The organism is Leucobacter sp. UT-8R-CII-1-4 (assembly GCF_030010235.1).
Classification (GTDB): domain Bacteria; phylum Actinomycetota; class Actinomycetes; order Actinomycetales; family Microbacteriaceae; genus Leucobacter.
The window spans coordinates 1-18,455 of sequence record NZ_JASCRS010000005.1 but is presented as its reverse complement, the minus strand read 5'-3'; the positions used below and the strand labels follow the sequence as shown (position 1 = coordinate 18,455).

The following is an 18,455-nucleotide window of genomic DNA, read 5'->3' as shown; positions in this document are numbered from 1 at the left end:
GCTTACGCCTCTAGGCTGCGACGAATCTCAGCCAATGCGTCGCTAATTTTCGCTGGATCGGTACCGCCGCCTTGAGCAAGGTCGTCCTTGCCGCCGCCACCGCCGCCGAGCACCTGAGCGCCAAGCTTGGCCAGCGCGCCAGCCTTCGCCCCAATTTCACGAGCAGCTGGAGTGGTAGCAGCGATAACAACAGGCTTACCGCCCGCTTCTCCGGCGAGCACCACGACAGCCGGTTCGGCAGCCAGTCGCTCGCGCAGTTGCTGTACCAGACCACGCAGATCATCAGCCGAGCCGATCGTGCCGAGCGAAGCCAGCACCACCTTGAATGCGCCGATTTGCAGAGCGCCAGCCGCAAGCTCAGGAATACGCTCCCCCAGCTTCGCGGCCTCAAGCTGCGCGATCTTCTTCTCAGCAGCTTTCAGCTGAGCAGCCAAATCGTTGACGCGATCAACCAGTTCAAGGCGAGGCACCTTCAAGCCGCTGGTGAGCTGCTGCACAATCGCACGTTCCGCCGCAAAATTGCGGAACGCCTCAATACCAACGAGCGACTCAACACGGCGATTGGTGCTACCCACCGAGCTTTCACCAACCAGGCTGATCATGCCAACCTCGGCAGAGCTCGAAACGTGGGTACCGGCGCAAAGCTCGCGTGACCAAGGGCCACCGATGTCAACCACCCGCACGCGGTCGCCATACTTCTCACCAAAGAGGGCCATAGCGCCGAGCTCTTTCGCTTCGTCGAGCGCCATCTCACGAGTGACCACCTCGTAGTCGCTGCGCACAGCCAGGTTCGCGATCTCTTCGATCTCGCTCTTGGTTTCGGTGCTCAGCGCTTCACTGTGAGTGAAGTCGAGACGCATATAGCCAGCCTTGTTGTACGAACCGGCCTGGTGTGCGTTCGGGCCGAGCACGTCGCGCAGGGCAGCATGCACAATGTGCGTCGCCGAGTGAGCCTGCGTGGCTCCCCGGCGGTAGTCAGCATCAACACGAGTTTCAGCACGTGCGTCAACGGCGACAGTGCCAACGGTCACCCTCACGGTGTGCACGATGAGGCCGGGGACCGGCTTCTGCACGTCAAGCACCTCAGATTCAAAGCCGTCGCCGACGATGAGACCCTGATCGCTGTCCTGACCGCCTGACTCCGCCCACAGGCTAGTCTCAGAAAGAACTAGCTCGGCGATTTGACCCTCGCTGGCTGCAGGGGCGGGTTGCCCATCAACAACGATGCCGAGCACACGGCTCTCATGCACAAGCTCGTTGTAACCAACAAAGTTGGTTTCGCCGAGTCCACGCAGTTCCTTGTAGATCGAAAGATCAGCACGCTGACCCTTCTTCGCTTTCGCATCCGCTTTCGCACGATCGCGCTGCTCCTGCATCAGACTCGTGAACTTCTCACGGTCGACGCTAATACCTGCCTCTTCTGCGACCTCAAGAGTGAGCTCGATTGGGAAGCCATAGGTGTCATGCAGCAAAAACGCGGTGTCGCCCGGCAGCTCCGATCCGCTGCCCTTGGCCGCGTCAACCGCGCTATCAAGAATCTGCGTACCCGAATTCAGGGTGCGCAAGAAGGTCTTTTCTTCAGCGTATGCAGCACGCGAGATGAAGTCGAAGCCGCTCTCAACTTCTGGATACGCCGACTTCATCGCATCACGTGACGCTGGGAACAGGGTTTCAAAGGTTGCGCCTTCAACACCGAGTAGGCGCATCGAGCGCACCACACGACGAAGCAGACGGCGAAGAATATAACCGCGACCCTCGTTTGAGGGCGTGACCCCGTCTGCGATCAACATGAGACCGCTACGCACGTGGTCAGCGATCACACGAAGTCGAACATCGTCCTCTTCGTTTTCGCCGTAAGTTTTTCCAGCTAGAGCAGCTGCCGCATCAAGCACGGGCCGAACCTGATCGATCTCGTACATGTTCTCGACGCCCTGCTTAATGAAAGCAATACGCTCAAGTCCCATACCGGTGTCGATATTTTGCTTCGGCAGTGGCCCCACAATGTCAAAATCAACCTTCGATTTCACATTGGTGATCTGGTACTGCATAAAAACGAGGTTCCAGATTTCGACATAACGATCGTCATCTGTAGCCGGGCCGCCATCAATACCGTAAGCAGGACCACGATCAAAAAAAATCTCACTGCACGGTCCCGCAGGTCCGGGCTGGCCTGTCGACCAATAATTGGTGTCTTTGCCGAGACGCTGGATCCGCTCTTCAGGCAGGCCAGCGATATTACGCCAAAGATCAAACGCCTCGTCGTCGTCTTCGTAGACAGTGACCCAGAGATCCTTCGCTTCAAAGCCGAGACCACCAGCATCTTCCGCACCGGTCAACAGCTCCCAGGCGAAGCGGATCGCTCCCTCCTTGAAGTAGTCGCCGAACGAGAAGTTGCCACACATTTGGAAAAATGTGCCGTGACGTGGGGTCTTGCCGACTTCCTCGATGTCGTTAGTGCGAATGCACTTCTGCACACTGGTCGCGCGATCATACGGCGCGGGCACCAGGCCAGACAGGTATGGCACAAATGGCACCATCCCTGCAACCGTGAACATCAGGCTCGGGTCATCGCTCACCAGCGATGCCGAAGGCACGACCGTATGGCCACGCTGCTCGAAAAAGTCGAGCCAGCGCTGGCGGATCTCTGCGGTCTGCATGCTTAGTTCTTTGCCTCCAACTTGGCCAGACGGCGCTCAACGTCGTTCAGCGCGTCCGTAAATTCTTCATCTGCTTCGCGGTATCCCTCGGCGAGGGCATCGCTAAACTCACGCGCTCCGCGATTCACCTGGTCAAAAAACCGACGCCCGCTTGGCGTCTGATTCACGAAGTGCGCGCCCACGAAGCCGAGGGCAACCCCGACAACGAGCCATGACAATCTGCGCATGCTGATCTCCAGTTCTCTAGACCTACCGATTCTATCGACACCACTATGCCCTGGGTCGAACTCTCGGGCATCTGCCGGGAAACACAAAGGAGCGTCGGATCCGAAAACCGGATCCGACGCTCCCGTAAAAGCTAATTACTTAGCGAGCTGCGTAGACGGCCGCCGCCAGCGCGGCCGCCGAAAACGCTGTACTCATGGAGTACTAAGCAGCTCGTTTAGCGAGCTGCGTAGTACTCGACCACAAGCTGAACGTCACAGGTCACTGGAACCTCTGCGCGCTTTGGACGACGCAGCAGGCGAGCCTGCAGCTTGTCGAGCTCTACCTCGAGGTAGCCAGGAACTGGAGGCAGAACCTCGGCGTGACCGCCGGCTGCTGCAACCTGGAAAGGCTCGGTGCCTTCCGACTTTTCCTTGACGTGAACCAGCTGTCCCGGCTTTACGCGGAACGATGGGCGGTCAACGATCTTGCCATCAACGAGGATGTGGCGGTGCACAACCATCTGACGAGCCTGTGCGGTGGTGCGAGCAAAGCCAGCACGCAGAACGAGTGCGTCGAGGCGCATCTCGAGAAGCTCAACCAGGTTCTCACCGGTCAGGCCGTCCTGACGACGAGCTTCCTTGAACGCAATAACAAGCTGCTTCTCGCGGATGCCGTACTGAGCGCGGAGACGCTGCTTCTCACGCAGACGAACAGCGTAGTCGCTGTCGCTCTTACGCTTGGTGCGTCCGTGCTGGCCTGGGCCGTACGGGCGCTTCTCCATGAAGCGAGCTGCCTTTGGGGTCAGTGCAATGCCCAGGGCGCGCGACTGGCGAACCTTGGCACGAGTGCGAGTAGTCTTCGACACTTGTAGTCCTTTCGGGATTTCTGTTGTTACTTCGGGATCCCAGCGCTTTCACGCCGCATTCCCGATGTTCTCTCGGTCATACCGAATCCGCACTGATATTTCACAGCGCACGCGACCCGGCGCACCGAAACTCGGTGAGGAACCGTGTTCCGGTAAGGGAACGACCATTGCAGAAACCCGGCTACAGGGCGACTGCCATGATCGTTTCGTGTGCAGCCTGCAACGAAACGACATGTTGGCCAAAGAAAACCTTACCACGAATGCGGGTGCCAGATGCTCATATCTGCATCTGCTCGGGCAGGTGTGTTGTTTGCCTTAGTGACGAGCAGCGGGCACCGCGTAAGCAGGAAGGTTGCGCAAGCCATCGGTGATCCCTCGCAAAATCAAACAAGCAAACGGAACCGCAGCGAGAGTCAGCACCTCAGCCCCAATACTCGAGTACATAGCCGCGCGCCAGCTTTCGACGGTGTAGGAATCCATCACGATACGCGACGAAATCTGCGAAACAATGCCTCCGCCGAGCCAGAGCAACCACCAGGCGATCTGCCATGAGGGCTGGGGGCGGCGAACCGCCTTCCAAAGATCTGAAATATTTTGGTACGGGAACCATAAACTCACTACCGGAATAAACCACGAGCCAATGTGCCAACCTGGGGTGCGGCGCGTCAAGCCCGCGACTTGCTGCGCAACCTGGAACTGCCAAATCACCCAGCAGATGCCGGTGGCAATCAGTACCAGGACGGCCAAGATAGCCACGAGACTGCTGAGCCCTGCGTAACCCACCATGTTGCCCTCTGGCAAGAAAAGATCATTGAGGTACCCGTTAATGACCGAAAGGCCGAAGAACTCTACAAAGATCGTGATGAGTGAGAAGCCTGCGCTTACCCAAAGCAGGATCTGAGTTGCCATTGAGAGACGTTGGATTGTCTCAGTGTTTCGGGCTTGAGCCTGCTGCTGCCAAGGCTGCTGTGATGGCTGCTGCTGCCAAGGCTGTGCCTGAACTGGCTGTTCCGGCTCAGCTGGCTGAGCTGGCTGAGCTGGCTGAGCTGGCTGCGGCTGTGCCCACGCAGTCCCGTCCCACCACCACTGCTCTCCTGAGCCGTTTGGCGCCGGGTACCAACCGGCGGGCGGAGGAACGAGGGAATCCGACATGAACTGTCCTTTCGAAGACAACTTTCCGAGCATCCACCCTAACTCGCTTCGCAGCGAGGGGCACAGCCCAAACCGAGGGGCATCTGAGTACCGTGTGTGCGCACGCGCCCCTCGGCGCGAGGCATCGCTCTCGACGTGTGGCAGCCAACCGCGCCAAGCTATTTCGAGGTGCGGAAGAACAGCAGATACACCGTAGCGAACACCACAACAATGCCGACGTTTGTCGCGAGTCGCCACCAAAGATGATCACGCAGGAACAACACATCGAGACCAATAATGAGTGCCACCATCACCACAAGGTAGATCACCACAAAAAGGTCGTGTTTCATGCGGTCAGCATAGGTCGGTTTTTGGGCACCGACGAGGACTTTCTTTTTGAACAGCCGCAAGGCAGTCCACACTCGAAGCACCCGGCGCTCGGAAGACGAGTCGCCGCAACTAGCCCCTTGTGATCCGGCGAATCTTTTCGAGACGCTCCGAAATCGCGCGTTCGTTGCCGTGATCGCTGGGCTGGTAATACACGCGGTTCACCAATTCGTCTGGCAAATGCTGCTGGCGCACGACACCAAGCGGATCGCTGTGCGGATACTTGTAGCCTTTGCCGTGCCCGAGTCGTTTTGCACCTGGGTAGTGCGCATCACGAAGCGGCGGCGGAACCCGGCCAAATTTGCCGGCCCGGACATCGGCAATGGCAGTGTCAATCGCCGAGATCACCGCATTCGATTTCGGTGCGGTCGCCAAATAGATCGTCGCCTCGGCCAATGGCAATCGCGCCTCGGGCAAACCAATCATCTGGGTTGCCTCAGCCGCAGCGACTGCAATTTGCAGCGCTTGCGGATCTGCCATGCCAATATCTTCTGCGGCATGCACCATCAGCCGTCGCGCAATAAAACGGGGGTCTTCACCTGCCTCAATCATGCGCGCAAGATAGTGAATCGCCGCGTCGGGATCGCTGCCGCGAATCGACTTAATGAATGCGCTAATAACGTCGTAGTGTTCATCCCCGTTGCGGTCATAGCGTAAGAGGGCGCGATCGATCGACGCAGAAACAATCTCTGCGGTGATCACCGGCAAGGTTGCTTGTGCTGCTGGCGCTGGATCGCCTTCGCGTTGGGTTTCTACGCCTATTCCAGCAGCAAGTTCACCTTCAGCATCCGAGTCAGCTTTGGATTGTTGCTCGCCAGCAGAATCATCGCCGTTTTCATCAGCATCATCGCAGCCATCATCGTCTACGTCTTCGGCTTCGTCATCGGAACCAAAATCAGCTTCACCTGCGAGCAGCTCTTCAGCTTCGCCAGTTAGCCGATCTTCGGCTTCAAACACCGCAGCTTCGTTTACCGGCGACGCGGCAGAAGCGAGCGCCGAAGCCGCAGCAGCTTCAAGCCCTGTGAGCGCACGTCGAGCATCCCCAGACGCCAATTGCACAAGCGCAGCAAGCGCTTCTTCGCTGAGTTCTACCGTTCCCGCCAAACCGCGCGGATCAGCAACAGCGCGCCGCAAAAGCAGGGCAAGATCTGCGTCTTCGAGGGGTTGCAGCGTAAGCAGCAGCGAGCGAGAAAGCAACGGACTAATGACCGAGAACGATGGATTCTCAGTTGTCGCCGCAACGAGCGTTACCCACCCGTTCTCAACGCCGGGCAACAAAGCATCTTGCTGAGCCTTCGTGAACCTGTGAATCTCATCAAGAAAGAGCACGGTAGCGACACCGTAGAGGTCACGGTCATTCAGCGCGCGTTCCATCACCGTTCGCACGTCTTTAATACCAGCGGTGACCGCTGATAGCTCAACAAAACGTCGACCGCTCGATGATGCAATCGCCTGCGCGAGAGTGGTCTTGCCAGTGCCTGGCGGACCCCAGAGAATCAAAGAAACCGCGCCGGTGGACCCGTCGCCGGCCTCAGCCAGCACCCGGAGGGGTGATCCGCTACGCAAAAGATGCTGCTGCCCCACCACTTCATCGAGCGTGCGCGGCCGCATACGCACCGCAAGGGGTGCGGTCATGGCTGCAGCTTGGATACTCACACCTTGATGTTATCGGCGACCCCCGACAAACACAGCCTGAGACGGATAGAGTAGTAGGCGCACTGCACGGTCGGCACAGCGCCGGCATCTCTACGACATGAACAGGTGAGCACGGTGAGCGAAACCACAAACGAACAGCCTTGGGGCCGCGTCGACGAAAACCGCACGGTATTTGTGCGCGAAGGCGACTCCGAACGAGAGGTGGGTCAGTTTCCTGACGGCACCCCCGAAGAGGCTCTCGCCTACTACGAACGTAAGTTCGCTGATCTTGAGGGTGCAGTCACCCTGCTTGAAGCCCGCGTAGCCCGTGGCACAGCAGGCAACGATGTTGCTGAGATCGTAACCAAGCTTCAGGCCCAGCTTGTTGAGCCAGCTGCTATTGGTGATTTGGCCTCACTTCGTGCCCGCGTCGAGAAGCTCGGCGGCAAGGCGAGCGAGCTGACCGAAAAGCAGCAGGCTGAACGCGAGGCCGCAAAGCAGAAGGCAGCAGAACAGCGCGAGGCAATCGTGGTTGAGGCAGAACGCCTCGCCGCACAGCCAGAGGCTTCGATTCGCTGGAAGGAGACCGGCCAGGCCTTTGAGCAGTTGTTCACCGACTGGCAGGCATCTCAGCGCAGCGGCCCTCAGCTACCAAAGTCTGTCGCAGACGCTATGTGGAAGCGTTTCCGCTCGGCACGTCAGAGCTTTGACACCGCCCGCCGCGCACACTTCGCACAGCTAGATGCAACGAACAAAGACGTAAAGCACCGCAAGGAACGCTTGATTACTCAGGCTGAGGCCCTCGCGCCCCGCGGCATCGACGGCATTCCTGCTTACCGCACGCTGCTTGATGAGTGGAAGGGTGCTGGCCGCGCAAGCCGCAAGCTTGATGACCAACTCTGGGCACGTTTCAAGGCCGCTGGCGATGTGCTCTACCAGGCGAAGGCCGCTGAGGTTGCACAGACCAACGAAGAGTATGCAGTAAATCTCGCTGCAAAGCAGGCGCTGCTCGACGAATACGCAGATCAGTTGCTCGCGCAGACCGATCGCGTTGCTGCGCGTAAGCGCCTCACCGAGTTGCAGCTAAAGTGGGACGAGATTGGCCGCGTGCCACGCGAGGCCGTGCGTGATATTGAAGGCAAGATTCGCAAGATCGAAGATCATGTGAAGGGCCTCGAAGAAGAGCACTGGCGCAAGACCAACCCCGAGACCAAGGCTCGCAGTGAGGGCCTGCGCGGTCAGCTTGAGACCTCGATTGCCGAGCTCAAGGCTGAAATCGCTCATGCGAAAGACGCAAAGTCGAAGGCAGAAGCTGAGCAGAAGCTCGCAACCCAGGAGTCATGGCTCGCAGCCATCGGCGACTAATTACGAACGTACCTCAGTGGTGGCCCCGCTCCCGAGCTTTCTCGCTCAGGGGCGGGGCCACCACTGTGTTATCCACAGATTTGCCGTTATGCGCAATTGCTTGTGCGATTCAAGCGCAATATTGTCTCCATGAGCTACCTACCGCCTCGCTACGACCTCATTCCACGCAGCGTTCAAAACGCCATGATTCTGCGCGGCGACCTGATTCGATGCGGCCCAGGGGTGCGTGGGATCGCCTGGCCAGATAATTCGCTCGTGCGTTTAACCGCGCTCGCCCCCTATTTGGCTGGCGATCGAATCGCCAGCCATCTCACTGCCGCGTGGGTATGGCTTGCCGTACAAGAGCTCGTCGAGCCGCTGCAGGTCGCCACCAGCCCTCGCCGTGGTCACGCTAGACGAATCCTTGACAGCCGAATTGCCCAGCTCACACTCGCCGAAAAAGATACCAAGAAGCTCGGCTATTTCCTCATCACCACCCCCGAACACACCGTGTTCGATCTGCTGCACAGCACCGAGCCTGACAGTCCGATTCTGAGCGAAGCCATTCGCCAATTGCTCGCGGGCCTGCCCGACTGCGGCGCGGCGCTCAAAGCACAGATCATGCTCGAAAAACGGCCTTACGCTCGTCTCGCCAGGCAGAGATTTGCCGCAAACTCTGAGCCGACCACTGCCGCTCTCGTTTAGACTCATGTCACGGTCTCTGAAGGAGTAGACACATGGCAGCTCAGCCCGCTTCGGTCGCACAAGCACACGCAGACGTCATCATTATCGGCGCAGGACTCTCCGGCCTCGTCGCTGCATCCGAGGTGCTCGACGCCGGTCGCACGGTGATCCTGGTCGATCAAGAAAACGAGTCAAACCTCGGCGCGCAAGCCTGGTGGTCATTCGGCGGGCTGTTCATGATTGATTCCCCCGAGCAGCGCCGACTTGGCATTAAAGACAGCCTCGAACTTGCCCGATCAGATTGGTTTGCAAGCGCCGGCTTCGACCGCGAAAGCGACTTCTGGGGCAAGCAGTGGGCCGAAGCGTACCTCGACTTTGCTTCGGGCGAGAAGCGGGCTTGGCTCAGAGAACGCGGCGTCGGGTTTTTCCCGGTAGTTGGTTGGGCAGAACGCGGTGGGTCAACTGCATCAGGCCACGGCAATAGTGTGCCGAGGTTCCATATCACCTGGGGCACTGGTCCCGGCCTGGTGCATCCGTTCGCCAGCCGTCTGCGCCAGGGCATTGCCGAGGGCAAAGCCAAATACCGGCCCCGGCACAGAGTGACAGGGCTCACACAGCAGAGCGGCACCGTCACCGGCGTGCAGGGTGAACTTCTGGCTGCCGACAGTTCAGCCAGAGGTGAAGCCTCAAATCGAGAGGTGATTGGCGAGTTCGAGTTCAGCGCATCATCGGTGATTGTTGCAACCGGCGGCATCGGAGGCAATCACGAACTTGTGCGCAAGAACTGGCCTGGACACCTTCCGCCCGCGCCCGCTGAGATGCTCAGTGGGGTGCCTGCCCATGTTGACGGCCTCATGCTCGGAGTTGCGGAGCAGGCCGGGGCCGCAATCGTAAATAGTGACCGCATGTGGCATTACACGGAGGGCATCACAAATCACTCCCCCGTATGGCCAAAACACGGCATCCGAATTCTGCCTGGCCCCTCGTCACTGTGGCTTGATGCGACTGGGCAGCGCATGCCACCTCCAGCCCTACCGGGGTTTGACACACTCGGCACTCTTGAAGAGATCCTGAAAACAGGCTACGACCACAGCTGGTTTATTCTTACGCAGAGAATTATCGAAAAAGAGTTCGCTCTCTCCGGAAGTGAGCAAAACCCTGACCTCACTGGCAAATCTATCCCGGTGCTCATCAAACAACGCCTGGGCAAGGGCGCTCCCGGTCCTGTACAGGCATTCATCGACCGCGGTGTCGACTTCCTGCACGCCGAGAATCTCGACGAACTCATCGAGAAAATGCAAGCAAATACTGACGCTCCCCTTGATGCCCAAGCAGTGCGTACCGCAGTGCGAGAGCGCGACCTTGCCTACGGCAATAAGTTCACAAAAGATTTGCAGCTCACCGCCATTCGCGACGCAAGACACTACGTTGGAGACAAGCTGATCCGTGTCGCGCCGCCGCATCGGCTACTCGACCCCAAAGCGGGGCCGCTCTATGCGGTCAAGCTTCATGTGCTCACTAGAAAGAGCCTGGGTGGGCTACAAACCGATCTGCAAGGCAGAGTGTTGGACGCTTCGGGAACGATAGTCAACGGACTCTATGCCGCGGGTGAGGCGAGTGGTTTCGGTGGTGGCGGCATGCACGGCTACCGCGCGCTCGAAGGCACGTTTGTGGGCGGTTGTATCTTTAGCGGCAGGGCTGCCGGCAGAGCGGCCGCGGGAGCAGCCTAAGCGATCCGGTGACGCTGCGACAGAGCGTCAGCATCGCATATAGCGGTGACGCTCTGTGGTGGAGCTGTAGCCGCGCTAACCCGAATTCACCCGATAGGTGTCGTAAACACCCTCGATTCGACGTACTGCGTTCAGCACATGATCAAGGTGGGTCGTATTCGCCATCTCAAAAGCGAACCGACTGATCGCCAGTCGCGAACTTGAAGTGTGCACCGAAGCCGAAAGTATGTTTACGTGATGCTCAGAGAGCACCCTCGTGACGTCTGAAAGCAAGCCAGAACGGTCAAGCGCCTCAACTTGAATCTGCACCAGAAACACGCTCTTTGAAGTCGGAGCCCATGACACGTCTGCAAGTCGATCTTCCTGATCGGCAAGCGCCAAGAAATTCGGGCAATCAGTGCGATGCACCGACACACCCTGACCCTTGGTAACAAAGCCACGAATGTCGTCACCAGGCACAGGCGTGCAACACTTTGCAAGCTTCACCAGCACGTCACCCGAGCCATTTACCACCACACCAGAGTCAGACTCGTTTTTACGCTGCCTGCTTGGTTTTGTCGTGATGATCGCGGTCTCTTCAACCGCCACAACTTCTTCGCGCTCAAGAATCGCGGTGATCTTTTCAATCACCGATTGCGCTGAGACGTGCCCCTCGCCGATACCAGCGAACATACCAGCAACATCAACATAACGTAGTTGCGCAGCGACCTCTTTAATCGCCTCGGAGTTCATGAGCTGGTGCAGCGGAAGATTCTGCTTGCGCATAGCCTTCGTGAGCTCGTTCTTGCCGGTTTCGACAGCCTCGTCGCGGCGTTCCTTAGTAAACCACTGACGAATCTTCGAGTGTGCGCGCTTGCTCTTGACGAAGTTGAGCCAACCCTGGTTTGGCCCAGCATTCGGATCACGCGAGGTGAACACCTCAACAACATCGCCGTTGTGCAGCGGCGTCTCAAGTGGCACCAGACGACCATTGACCCGTGCACCCATGGTTCGGTGCCCCACCTCGGTGTGCACCGCATAGGCGAAGTCGACCGGGGTGCCATCTTCTGGCAACCCGATTACACGACCCTTTGGCGTGAAAACGTACACCTCTTTGGCACCGATTTCGAAACGCAGAGCGTCAAGAAACTCGCTCGGGTCTTCGGTCTCTGCCTGCCAGTCGCTAATGTGCGCGAGCCAGGCCATATCGTTCGAAGCCGAAGCCTTGTGCGCACCCTGCTTGTACTTCCAATGAGCAGCAACACCGTATTCAGCCCGCTGATGCATTTCGAAGGTACGAATCTGAATCTCAACCGCGCGCCCATCCGGGCCAATCACGGTGGTGTGCAGCGACTGGTAAAGATTGAACTTCGGTGTCGCGATGTAGTCCTTGAAACGCCCGGGGATCGGGGTCCAGCGCGCGTGCACAGCGCCCAGAGCCGCGTAGCAATCGCGGATCGAGTTCACCAGCACACGAATGCCTACGAGGTCATAAATATCATCGAAGTCACGGCCGCGAACTACCATCTTTTGATAGATCGAATACAGCTCTTTCGGCCGACCGGTAACCTCGCCGCGAACCTTGGCCTCGCGCAGATCAGACTCAATAGAGGTAATCACCTGACCGACCAGCTCTTCACGCATCGGGTTGCGTTGCGAGACAAGATTCTCAATCTCGGCGTAAAGCTTGGGTTTAAGCACCGCAAAGGAGAGATCTTCAAGCTCAGTCTTCATCGACTGAATACCGAGGCGATGCGCGAGTGGAGCGTAAATCTCAAGTGTCTCTTGAGCCTTGCGCTTGGCAGAGTCTGCCGGCATGAAACCCCAAGTTCGGGCATTGTGCAGGCGGTCCGCGAGCTTAATCATCAGCACACGAATGTCTTTCGACATCGCGACCACCATTTTGCGTACGGTCTCGGCCTGTGCCGATTCACCGTACTTCACCTTGTCGAGCTTGGTGACCCCATCAACAAGCATCGCGATCTCTTCGCCAAACTCGGCGGTGAGCTGTTCAAGTGAGTAGTCCGTGTCTTCAACAGTGTCGTGAAGCAGCGCCGCTGCGATGGCTACGGGAGCAACACCGAGATCGGCGAGGATCTGCGCGACAGCAATGGGGTGAGTGATGTATGGCTCGCCACTGCGTCGCTTCTGGCTGCGATGGGCACGCTCAGCAACGGTGTATGCCCGATCAATCACCGAAAGATCTGCTTTAGGCCAGCTCGTTCGCACGGTGCGGATCAGCTGATCCACCGCGCCAGGAGCCGCTGCACGCGAGAATATTCGCGGCACAAGTCGCTTTAGTGAGACTCCGGTCTGGGACCCGAATTCATTGCCTGACACGTGTCACCTCCTCGCCGTGGTGCTTGAACGTTACACCCCTTTACAGGTGTGAAGCAAAACGGCGCACATGAAGTGCGCCGTTTTGTTTGTTATGCCTGGGCCGGAGCCGTCTCATCGTCTGAGTCAGCAGCCTCATCTTCGCCGTGCTGCTCGCGGGCGCGGGCCTTAAGCACACGGGCTTCTTGCTTTTTGATCTCGGGCTCGTTCTGCCGCAGCTGAACGTAGGCCGGAGCCGCAATGAAGATGGTCGAGTAAGCACCGACGAGAATACCGATGAAAAGCGCAAGCGCGATATCACGCAGCGTTCCAGCACCGAGCACAAATGCCCCGATAAAGAGAATCGAAGCAACCGGCAAGAGTGCCACAACCGAGGTGTTGATAGAACGCACCAGGGTCTGGTTCACCGCGAGGTTCACCGACTCTGCAAAAGTGCGGCGATCATTCAGCTCACCCGGCGAGGTGTTTTCACGAATCTTGTCAAAGACCACAACCGTGTCATACAACGAGTAGCCGAGGATCGTCAGGAAGCCGATCACTGCCGCCGGCGTAATCTCAAAGCCTGAGATGCCGTAGATTCCAGCGGTAATGATGAGGTCGTGGAATAGCGCGATCAGTGCAGCTAGCGACATCTTCCATGTGCGGAAGTACAGCGCCATCACAATCGCCGCGAACAGGATGAACACACCAAGTGCGATCAGAGCCTGACGAGTAATGTCCTTACCCCAAAGCGCACCGATGTATGAGGCTGTCACCTCGTCTTCGCTTACGTTGTAGGCCTGAGCGAGAGCTGTGTGCAGTTCACGTGACTGGGTATCTTCTAGCTGCTCGGTCTGCACACGGATATCGTTCTGACCAACGTTTGAAACACGTGGCGCCGAACCAGGGAGCACCTCTTCAACCGCTTTGGTGGCGATTGATTGGTCACGGTTTCCGTCGGCGACGTGCACCTGGAACTGACTACCACCGGTGAACTCAATACCGAAGGTAAATCCACCGCGCATCATTGGACCGACAATGGCGATCACAATAAGCAGTGCGGCGATCAGATACCAGGTCTTACGACGACCAATGAAGTCAATTGACTTTTCACCGGTGTAGAGAGCGTTGCCGAACTCGGCAAATGAGCGACGAGCCATGATCAGCTCTCCTTTCCAGCAGTTTCAGCGGCTTTGCGTTCAGCAATGGTCTGACGCTTCGCAGCCTCACGCTGCGAGCCGAGGGTCTTTTTATTCGAACCGCGGCTTGCCACGACTGGCTCACGGAACTGTGCGCGACCACGGTAGACCGCACCCAATTGCCTCGGGTCAAGACCCGAGAACCGGTGGCCCTCAGAGTAGAACTTTGTGCGAGAGAGCAAGGTCATCATCGGATGCGTGAAGAGCACGACTACCGCGATATCGACCAGCGTGGTGAGGCCGAGCGTAAATGCGAAGCCACGAACGCTTCCGACCGCGAGGATGAACAGGATTGCTGCCGCAAGGAAGTTAATACCGTCAGAGGCAAGAACCGTACGGATCGCCTTTTTCCAACCGTGTTCAACGGCGCGATCGAGGCTAAACCCGTCACGCAGCGCGTCTCTAATTCGTTCGAAGTAGACAATAAAGGAGTCAGCTGTAATACCGACCGCCACAATGACACCGGCAACACCCGCCAACGAGAGTCGGTAGCCTTGGCGCCACGACAGCAGGGTCAGCATCAGATAGGTCAGCACGCCGGCGATAATCAGCGAAGCAATGGTGAGGGTGCCGAGCGCTCGGTATTGGAACAGTGAATAGATCACCACAAGTACCAGACCAATCAAGCCAGCCAAGAGGCCCTGCTGCAACTGGCTTGCACCAAGCGTCGCCGAGATATCTTCCTGGCTCTGCACGGTGAAGCCGATTGGCAGCGCACCAAACTTCAGCTGGTTCGCGAGCACTTGAGCGCTCTCCTGCGTGAAATTACCGCTGATTGATGGGCGACCGTCGAGAATCAGGCCGTTCATCGTTGGCGCCGAAATCACAGTGCTGTCGAGCACAAACGCAAACATGTTCTGAGGCTCTGGCTTGCCGTACATACGAGTACTGATCTCACCAAATGTCTTGGTGCCAGCCTTGTCGAGCGTAATCTGCACGACCCACTGTCCGGTGCTTGCACCGCTCGAGGTTGAGCCGATCTGCGCGGTGGCGTCGGTGATAGTTTCGCCGCCCATTTCAACCGGTCCGAGCACGTACTTGTACAGTCCGCTTTCGTCACAGGTGATCAGCGGACGATCCGTTGGAGCGTCGCTCAACCCGAGAGTCTCATCTGCCGTGCACGAGAAGTCATTAAACTTCTGCATCAGGCCCTCGGTGATCCATGCCTGGTCGTAAGCATTCTTTGGCAGGGTCGGTGGATCAACATTTGCAGTGTCGGCCGTGCCGTCTGCGCTTGTATCAGCCGGAGCGTCGGTTGCCGGGGCTTCTTCGGTACCGTCGGCGGCTGGCGCCTCGGCGTTCTCTGCATCGGTGCCCGCTTCGCCCTGAGCGGTAGCTTGGTCGCCCTCTGCTGGCTGCCCAGGCTGGGCATTGTTCACGCCCATGTAGAGCACTGGCCGAAAGTCAAGCTTTGCCGAAGCCTCGATACGCTGCAGCGTGGCATCGTCTGCCTTGCCCGGGATCGACACAGAAATGTTCTGACTACCCTGCGTGGTGATTTCGGCTTCAGAAACGCCTGAGGCATCCACACGCTGACGAATAATCTCAACCGCCTGGCTGAGCTGCTCGCCGGTGACTGCCTGACCGTCGGTGAGTTTCGGAGCCAGAATAATCTGGGTGCCACCCTGCAGGTCAAGAGCAAGCTTCGGAGTCCAGGTGGCGTCACTGCGCCACGCTCCGAGAGCGATCACACCTACGAGGGCGACGATGATAACCAGCAACGTGGTGAGCGAGCGTGTTGCTCGCTTCACTGCGGGTGACTGCGCCACGTATCTACTTCTTTCTTAGAACACTCACCATCGTGAGTGAAAGCGGATGACTGCCGGTTACTCCCCAGACTCCGGCAATGGAGAGGCTATGCCTTCGGGGTCTCACCCTCAGCGGTGCCGTTGTCTTCTGCGGTTGGCGCGTCGTCTGCTGGAGTTTCCTCAGCTGCCGCCTGAGCACCGTTCACGCGCTCGCCAAACTCAGGATCATCGTCTGGGGCGAGCTCAGTGGTCTCTTCTTCTGCTGGCGCGTCAGCTGGAGTGACAATCTGACCGATTGCGTTGCGGTGCACCACGAACGAAGCATCGCCACTTCGCACTGTGACGCGGTTCTCTTCTTCGTCAATCGACTCGATCGTTGCGAAGATGCCTGACTGCAGCATCACCTGTGCGCCTGGGCGTACATTGTTCTGCATTTCAGCCTGCGCCTGCTGACGCTTCTTGCCGTTGCGGAACATGAAGAAGATGAGTACGGCAATGAGGCCGAACATTACGAGTGAGAGCGGATCCACGAGTGTCCTTTCGAAGGCACGGTTAGAGCGGCGTTGCTCACGCCAAACCATACAAGTCTATAGGACTTCAGGCATAGGTATACCTGTGTGTTCCCAACCTTTTCGAGTAGCAATTCGGCCACGCGGAGTGCGACTAAGCAATCCAGCTCTGACCAGGAATGGCTCTACTACCGCTTCGATGGTTTCAGCCTCTTCACCGACGGACACAGCGAGCGTCGAAAGCCCGACCGGGCCGCCCCCGAAACGCTCTACAACTGCACGCAATACTTCACGATCAAGACGGTCGAGGCCCTGCGCATCAATGTCATAGAGCGCAAGCGCTGCCTGCACAGCCTGCAGATCACCGGGTGTTTCGTGCACCAGGCTGTAGTCGCGCACGCGGCGCAGCAGTCGGTTCGCGATACGCGGCGTGCCGCGAGAACGGCCTGCGATCTCTTCAACGCCAACCGGATCAATCTCAAATCCGAGCAGCCCCGATGCACGTCGCACTACCGAGGCGAGTTCGTCTTCCGCGTAGAACTCCAGGTGCGCTGTGAATCCAAAACGATCACGCAGTGGATTTGGCAGCAGACCTGCCCGCGTAGTTGCGCCGACCAGTGTAAATGGCGCAAGTTCAAGTGGAATCGACGTCGCCCCGGCACCCTTACCGACCATGATGTCGATCTTGAAATCTTCCATCGCGAGATACAACATCTCTTCGGCACTGCGCGCCATTCGGTGGATCTCATCGATAAACAGAACTTCACCCGGTGTGAGCGCAGAGAGCACTGCAGCAAGGTCACCGGCATGCTGAATTGCTGGCCCCGAGGTTTGGTGCAGTGGCTTGTCAAGCTCGGCTGCGACAATCATCGAGAGAGTGGTTTTGCCAAGGCCGGGAGGTCCCGCGAGCAAAATGTGATCTGGAGTGCGCTGCTGCATAATCGCAGCATCAAGCAGTAGACGGAGCTGGCCGCGGGCTTTCGCCTGGCCAACAAACTCGTTGAGCGAGCCCGGTCGAAGTGCACCCTCGTAACCGATCTCACTTGGCGCGACGCTGGATGAAAGCTCGCCACTCATCGCTTGTTCTCATTTCTGCCGCCAACACGAGGAGCCTGCAGAAGCATGAGTGCAGCGCGCAGTAGACCAGCCTCGTTCGACGGAGCGCCCGCCTCAATTGCGTCTTGCACAGCTGCATGCGATTGAGCCTCGGTGTAGCCAAGGCCAAGCAGCCCCTGCTCTACCGTTGCGGCGACCTTCTGCTGCGAACCAGTGCCGTTACTCTGAGCAGCACCGGACGAGGCAGACCCAGCACCAAGCGTGAGGTGCTGCAGTTTGCCGGCAAGCTGCAGTGCAATCAGTTTTGCCGTTTTTGGCCCAATACCAGAGACCTTACGGAAGGGCTTTTCATCTTCGCTGGTCGCGGCCTGCGCGACCTCAATCGGAGTCAGCACGCTGAGCACACCGAGGGCACTTCGTGGGCCCACGCCCGAAACACCCAGCAGATAACCGAACACCTCAAGCTCTTCGCTTGTCGCGAAGCCAAAGAGCGTGAGTGAGTCTTCACGCACCACGAGGTGAGTGTGTAGAAACAGCTGCTCCCCCACATGACCGCCCTGCAGGGTGGTCGGCACCTCGACCCGAAAGCCCATGCCGCCAATAGCAATGACAACCCAGCCCGCACCGCTTGCGAGCACCTCACCGCGAATAGAAGAAATCACGCTCTCACACTATTGGCGACCACTGACATTGCGGGGCCCGCCACGCCGCCAATTCGAACAAAGATACGAATGGGGCCCACTTTCGTGAGCCCCATTCGTAAAGTGCAAAGATCACAGATGCAGGTTAGACGCTGGCAGCCACTTCGCTTGCCTTGGTCGAACGCACGGCGCGGTTCACTGAAGAAACAATGGCCTTGAGCGTTGCGCGCGTAGTGTCGTGGTCGATGCCGACGCCCCACAAACGCTGCCCATCAACCTCCAAATCCACATACGCAGCCGCAACCGCATCACCACCACCACTCATCGCATGCTCCACATAGTCATACAACCGCACCACATGACCCGC

Annotated in this window: 16 protein-coding genes; 3 read left to right on the top strand and 13 right to left on the bottom strand. The window is 58.2% G+C overall.

Annotated elements, in window-relative coordinates; translation table 11 throughout:
* Positions 1-2 precede the first annotated feature (2 nt).
* From alaS to QBL02_RS11595, 6 genes are all read right to left on the bottom strand, one after another.
* Entirely contained in the window at positions 3-2,657 is a 2,655-nt protein-coding gene (gene alaS / locus QBL02_RS11620) for an alanine--tRNA ligase (RefSeq protein ID WP_282726588.1), read from the bottom strand.
* 2 nt (positions 2,658-2,659) lie between these two features.
* Complete coding sequence (locus QBL02_RS11615) at positions 2,660-2,884, bottom strand: hypothetical protein (protein ID WP_282726587.1); 225 nt, start codon at positions 2,882-2,884, stop codon at positions 2,660-2,662.
* 215 nt (positions 2,885-3,099) lie between these two features.
* On the bottom strand, positions 3,100-3,729 hold the full coding sequence (gene rpsD / locus QBL02_RS11610) for a 30S ribosomal protein S4 (RefSeq protein ID WP_282726586.1): 630 nt from the start codon (positions 3,727-3,729) through the stop codon (positions 3,100-3,102).
* 315 nt (positions 3,730-4,044) lie between these two features.
* Positions 4,045-4,881, bottom strand: a complete 837-nt coding sequence (locus tag QBL02_RS11605; protein ID WP_282726585.1) for a DUF4328 domain-containing protein — start codon at positions 4,879-4,881, stop codon at positions 4,045-4,047.
* A gap of 158 nt (positions 4,882-5,039) precedes the next feature.
* Positions 5,040-5,210: a hypothetical protein gene (locus QBL02_RS11600; RefSeq protein ID WP_282726584.1), complete on the bottom strand. Its 171-nt coding sequence runs from the start codon at positions 5,208-5,210 to the stop codon at positions 5,040-5,042.
* Between the two features lie 109 nt (positions 5,211-5,319).
* The gene (locus QBL02_RS11595; RefSeq protein ID WP_282726926.1) at positions 5,320-6,882 is read right to left on the bottom strand and encodes a replication-associated recombination protein A; all 1,563 of its coding nucleotides are present in this window, start codon (positions 6,880-6,882) and stop codon (positions 5,320-5,322) included.
* A 135-nt stretch (positions 6,883-7,017) separates the two neighbouring features.
* Between QBL02_RS11595 and QBL02_RS11590 the strand changes: the two genes are divergently transcribed.
* From QBL02_RS11590 to QBL02_RS11580, 3 genes are all read left to right on the top strand, one after another.
* Positions 7,018-8,247: a DUF349 domain-containing protein gene (locus QBL02_RS11590; RefSeq protein WP_282726583.1), complete on the top strand. Its 1,230-nt coding sequence runs from the start codon at positions 7,018-7,020 to the stop codon at positions 8,245-8,247.
* Positions 8,248-8,376: 129 nt separating this feature from the next.
* On the top strand, positions 8,377-8,931 hold the full coding sequence (locus QBL02_RS11585) for a hypothetical protein (protein ID WP_282726582.1): 555 nt from the start codon (positions 8,377-8,379) through the stop codon (positions 8,929-8,931).
* A gap of 32 nt (positions 8,932-8,963) precedes the next feature.
* Positions 8,964-10,640, top strand: a complete 1,677-nt coding sequence (locus QBL02_RS11580) for an FAD-binding dehydrogenase (protein WP_282726581.1) — start codon at positions 8,964-8,966, stop codon at positions 10,638-10,640.
* 75 nt (positions 10,641-10,715) lie between these two features.
* On the opposite strand, the gene QBL02_RS11575 is transcribed toward QBL02_RS11580, so the two are convergent.
* The 7 genes from QBL02_RS11575 to QBL02_RS11545 all read right to left on the bottom strand — a co-directional run.
* Entirely contained in the window at positions 10,716-12,959 is a 2,244-nt protein-coding gene (locus QBL02_RS11575; RefSeq protein ID WP_282726580.1) for a bifunctional (p)ppGpp synthetase/guanosine-3',5'-bis(diphosphate) 3'-pyrophosphohydrolase, read from the bottom strand.
* Between the two features lie 89 nt (positions 12,960-13,048).
* Positions 13,049-14,095, bottom strand: a complete 1,047-nt coding sequence (gene secF / locus QBL02_RS11570; RefSeq protein ID WP_282726579.1) for a protein translocase subunit SecF — start codon at positions 14,093-14,095, stop codon at positions 13,049-13,051.
* A gap of 2 nt (positions 14,096-14,097) precedes the next feature.
* The gene (secD, locus tag QBL02_RS11565) at positions 14,098-15,903 is read right to left on the bottom strand and encodes a protein translocase subunit SecD (RefSeq protein ID WP_282726578.1); all 1,806 of its coding nucleotides are present in this window, start codon (positions 15,901-15,903) and stop codon (positions 14,098-14,100) included.
* A gap of 86 nt (positions 15,904-15,989) precedes the next feature.
* On the bottom strand, positions 15,990-16,412 hold the full coding sequence (gene yajC / locus QBL02_RS11560) for a preprotein translocase subunit YajC (RefSeq protein WP_282726577.1): 423 nt from the start codon (positions 16,410-16,412) through the stop codon (positions 15,990-15,992).
* A 57-nt stretch (positions 16,413-16,469) separates the two neighbouring features.
* Positions 16,470-17,468 carry a Holliday junction branch migration DNA helicase RuvB gene (gene ruvB, locus QBL02_RS11555; protein ID WP_282726576.1) on the bottom strand — a complete coding sequence of 333 codons (999 nt, stop codon included), beginning with the start codon at positions 17,466-17,468 and terminating at the stop codon, positions 16,470-16,472.
* Positions 17,465-18,109, bottom strand: a complete 645-nt coding sequence (ruvA, locus tag QBL02_RS11550; RefSeq protein WP_282726575.1) for a Holliday junction branch migration protein RuvA — start codon at positions 18,107-18,109, stop codon at positions 17,465-17,467. The genes ruvB and ruvA overlap by 4 nt, the downstream gene beginning before the upstream one ends.
* A 124-nt stretch (positions 18,110-18,233) precedes the next feature.
* The coding region (locus QBL02_RS11545; protein ID WP_282726574.1) for an alpha-isopropylmalate synthase regulatory domain-containing protein at positions 18,234-18,455 on the bottom strand (222 nt) is incomplete at its 5' end.

Bases quoted from the DNA above. Each gene is read 5' to 3' on its own strand.
- secF (WP_282726579.1), bottom strand. From the start codon at position 14,095: ATGGCTCGTCGCTCATTTGCCGAGTTCGGCAACGCTCTCTACACCGGT.
- QBL02_RS11595 (WP_282726926.1), bottom strand. From the start codon at position 6,882: ATGACCGCACCCCTTGCGGTGCGTATGCGGCCGCGCACGCTCGATGAA.
- QBL02_RS11600 (WP_282726584.1), bottom strand. From the start codon at position 5,210: ATGAAACACGACCTTTTTGTGGTGATCTACCTTGTGGTGATGGTGGCA.
- QBL02_RS11605 (WP_282726585.1), bottom strand. From the start codon at position 4,881: ATGTCGGATTCCCTCGTTCCTCCGCCCGCCGGTTGGTACCCGGCGCCA.
- ruvB (WP_282726576.1), bottom strand. From the start codon at position 17,468: ATGAGTGGCGAGCTTTCATCCAGCGTCGCGCCAAGTGAGATCGGTTAC.
- alaS (WP_282726588.1), bottom strand. From the start codon at position 2,657: ATGCAGACCGCAGAGATCCGCCAGCGCTGGCTCGACTTTTTCGAGCAG.
- QBL02_RS11585 (WP_282726582.1), top strand. From the start codon at position 8,377: ATGAGCTACCTACCGCCTCGCTACGACCTCATTCCACGCAGCGTTCAA.
- QBL02_RS11580 (WP_282726581.1), top strand. From the start codon at position 8,964: ATGGCAGCTCAGCCCGCTTCGGTCGCACAAGCACACGCAGACGTCATC.
- QBL02_RS11615 (WP_282726587.1), bottom strand. From the start codon at position 2,884: ATGCGCAGATTGTCATGGCTCGTTGTCGGGGTTGCCCTCGGCTTCGTG.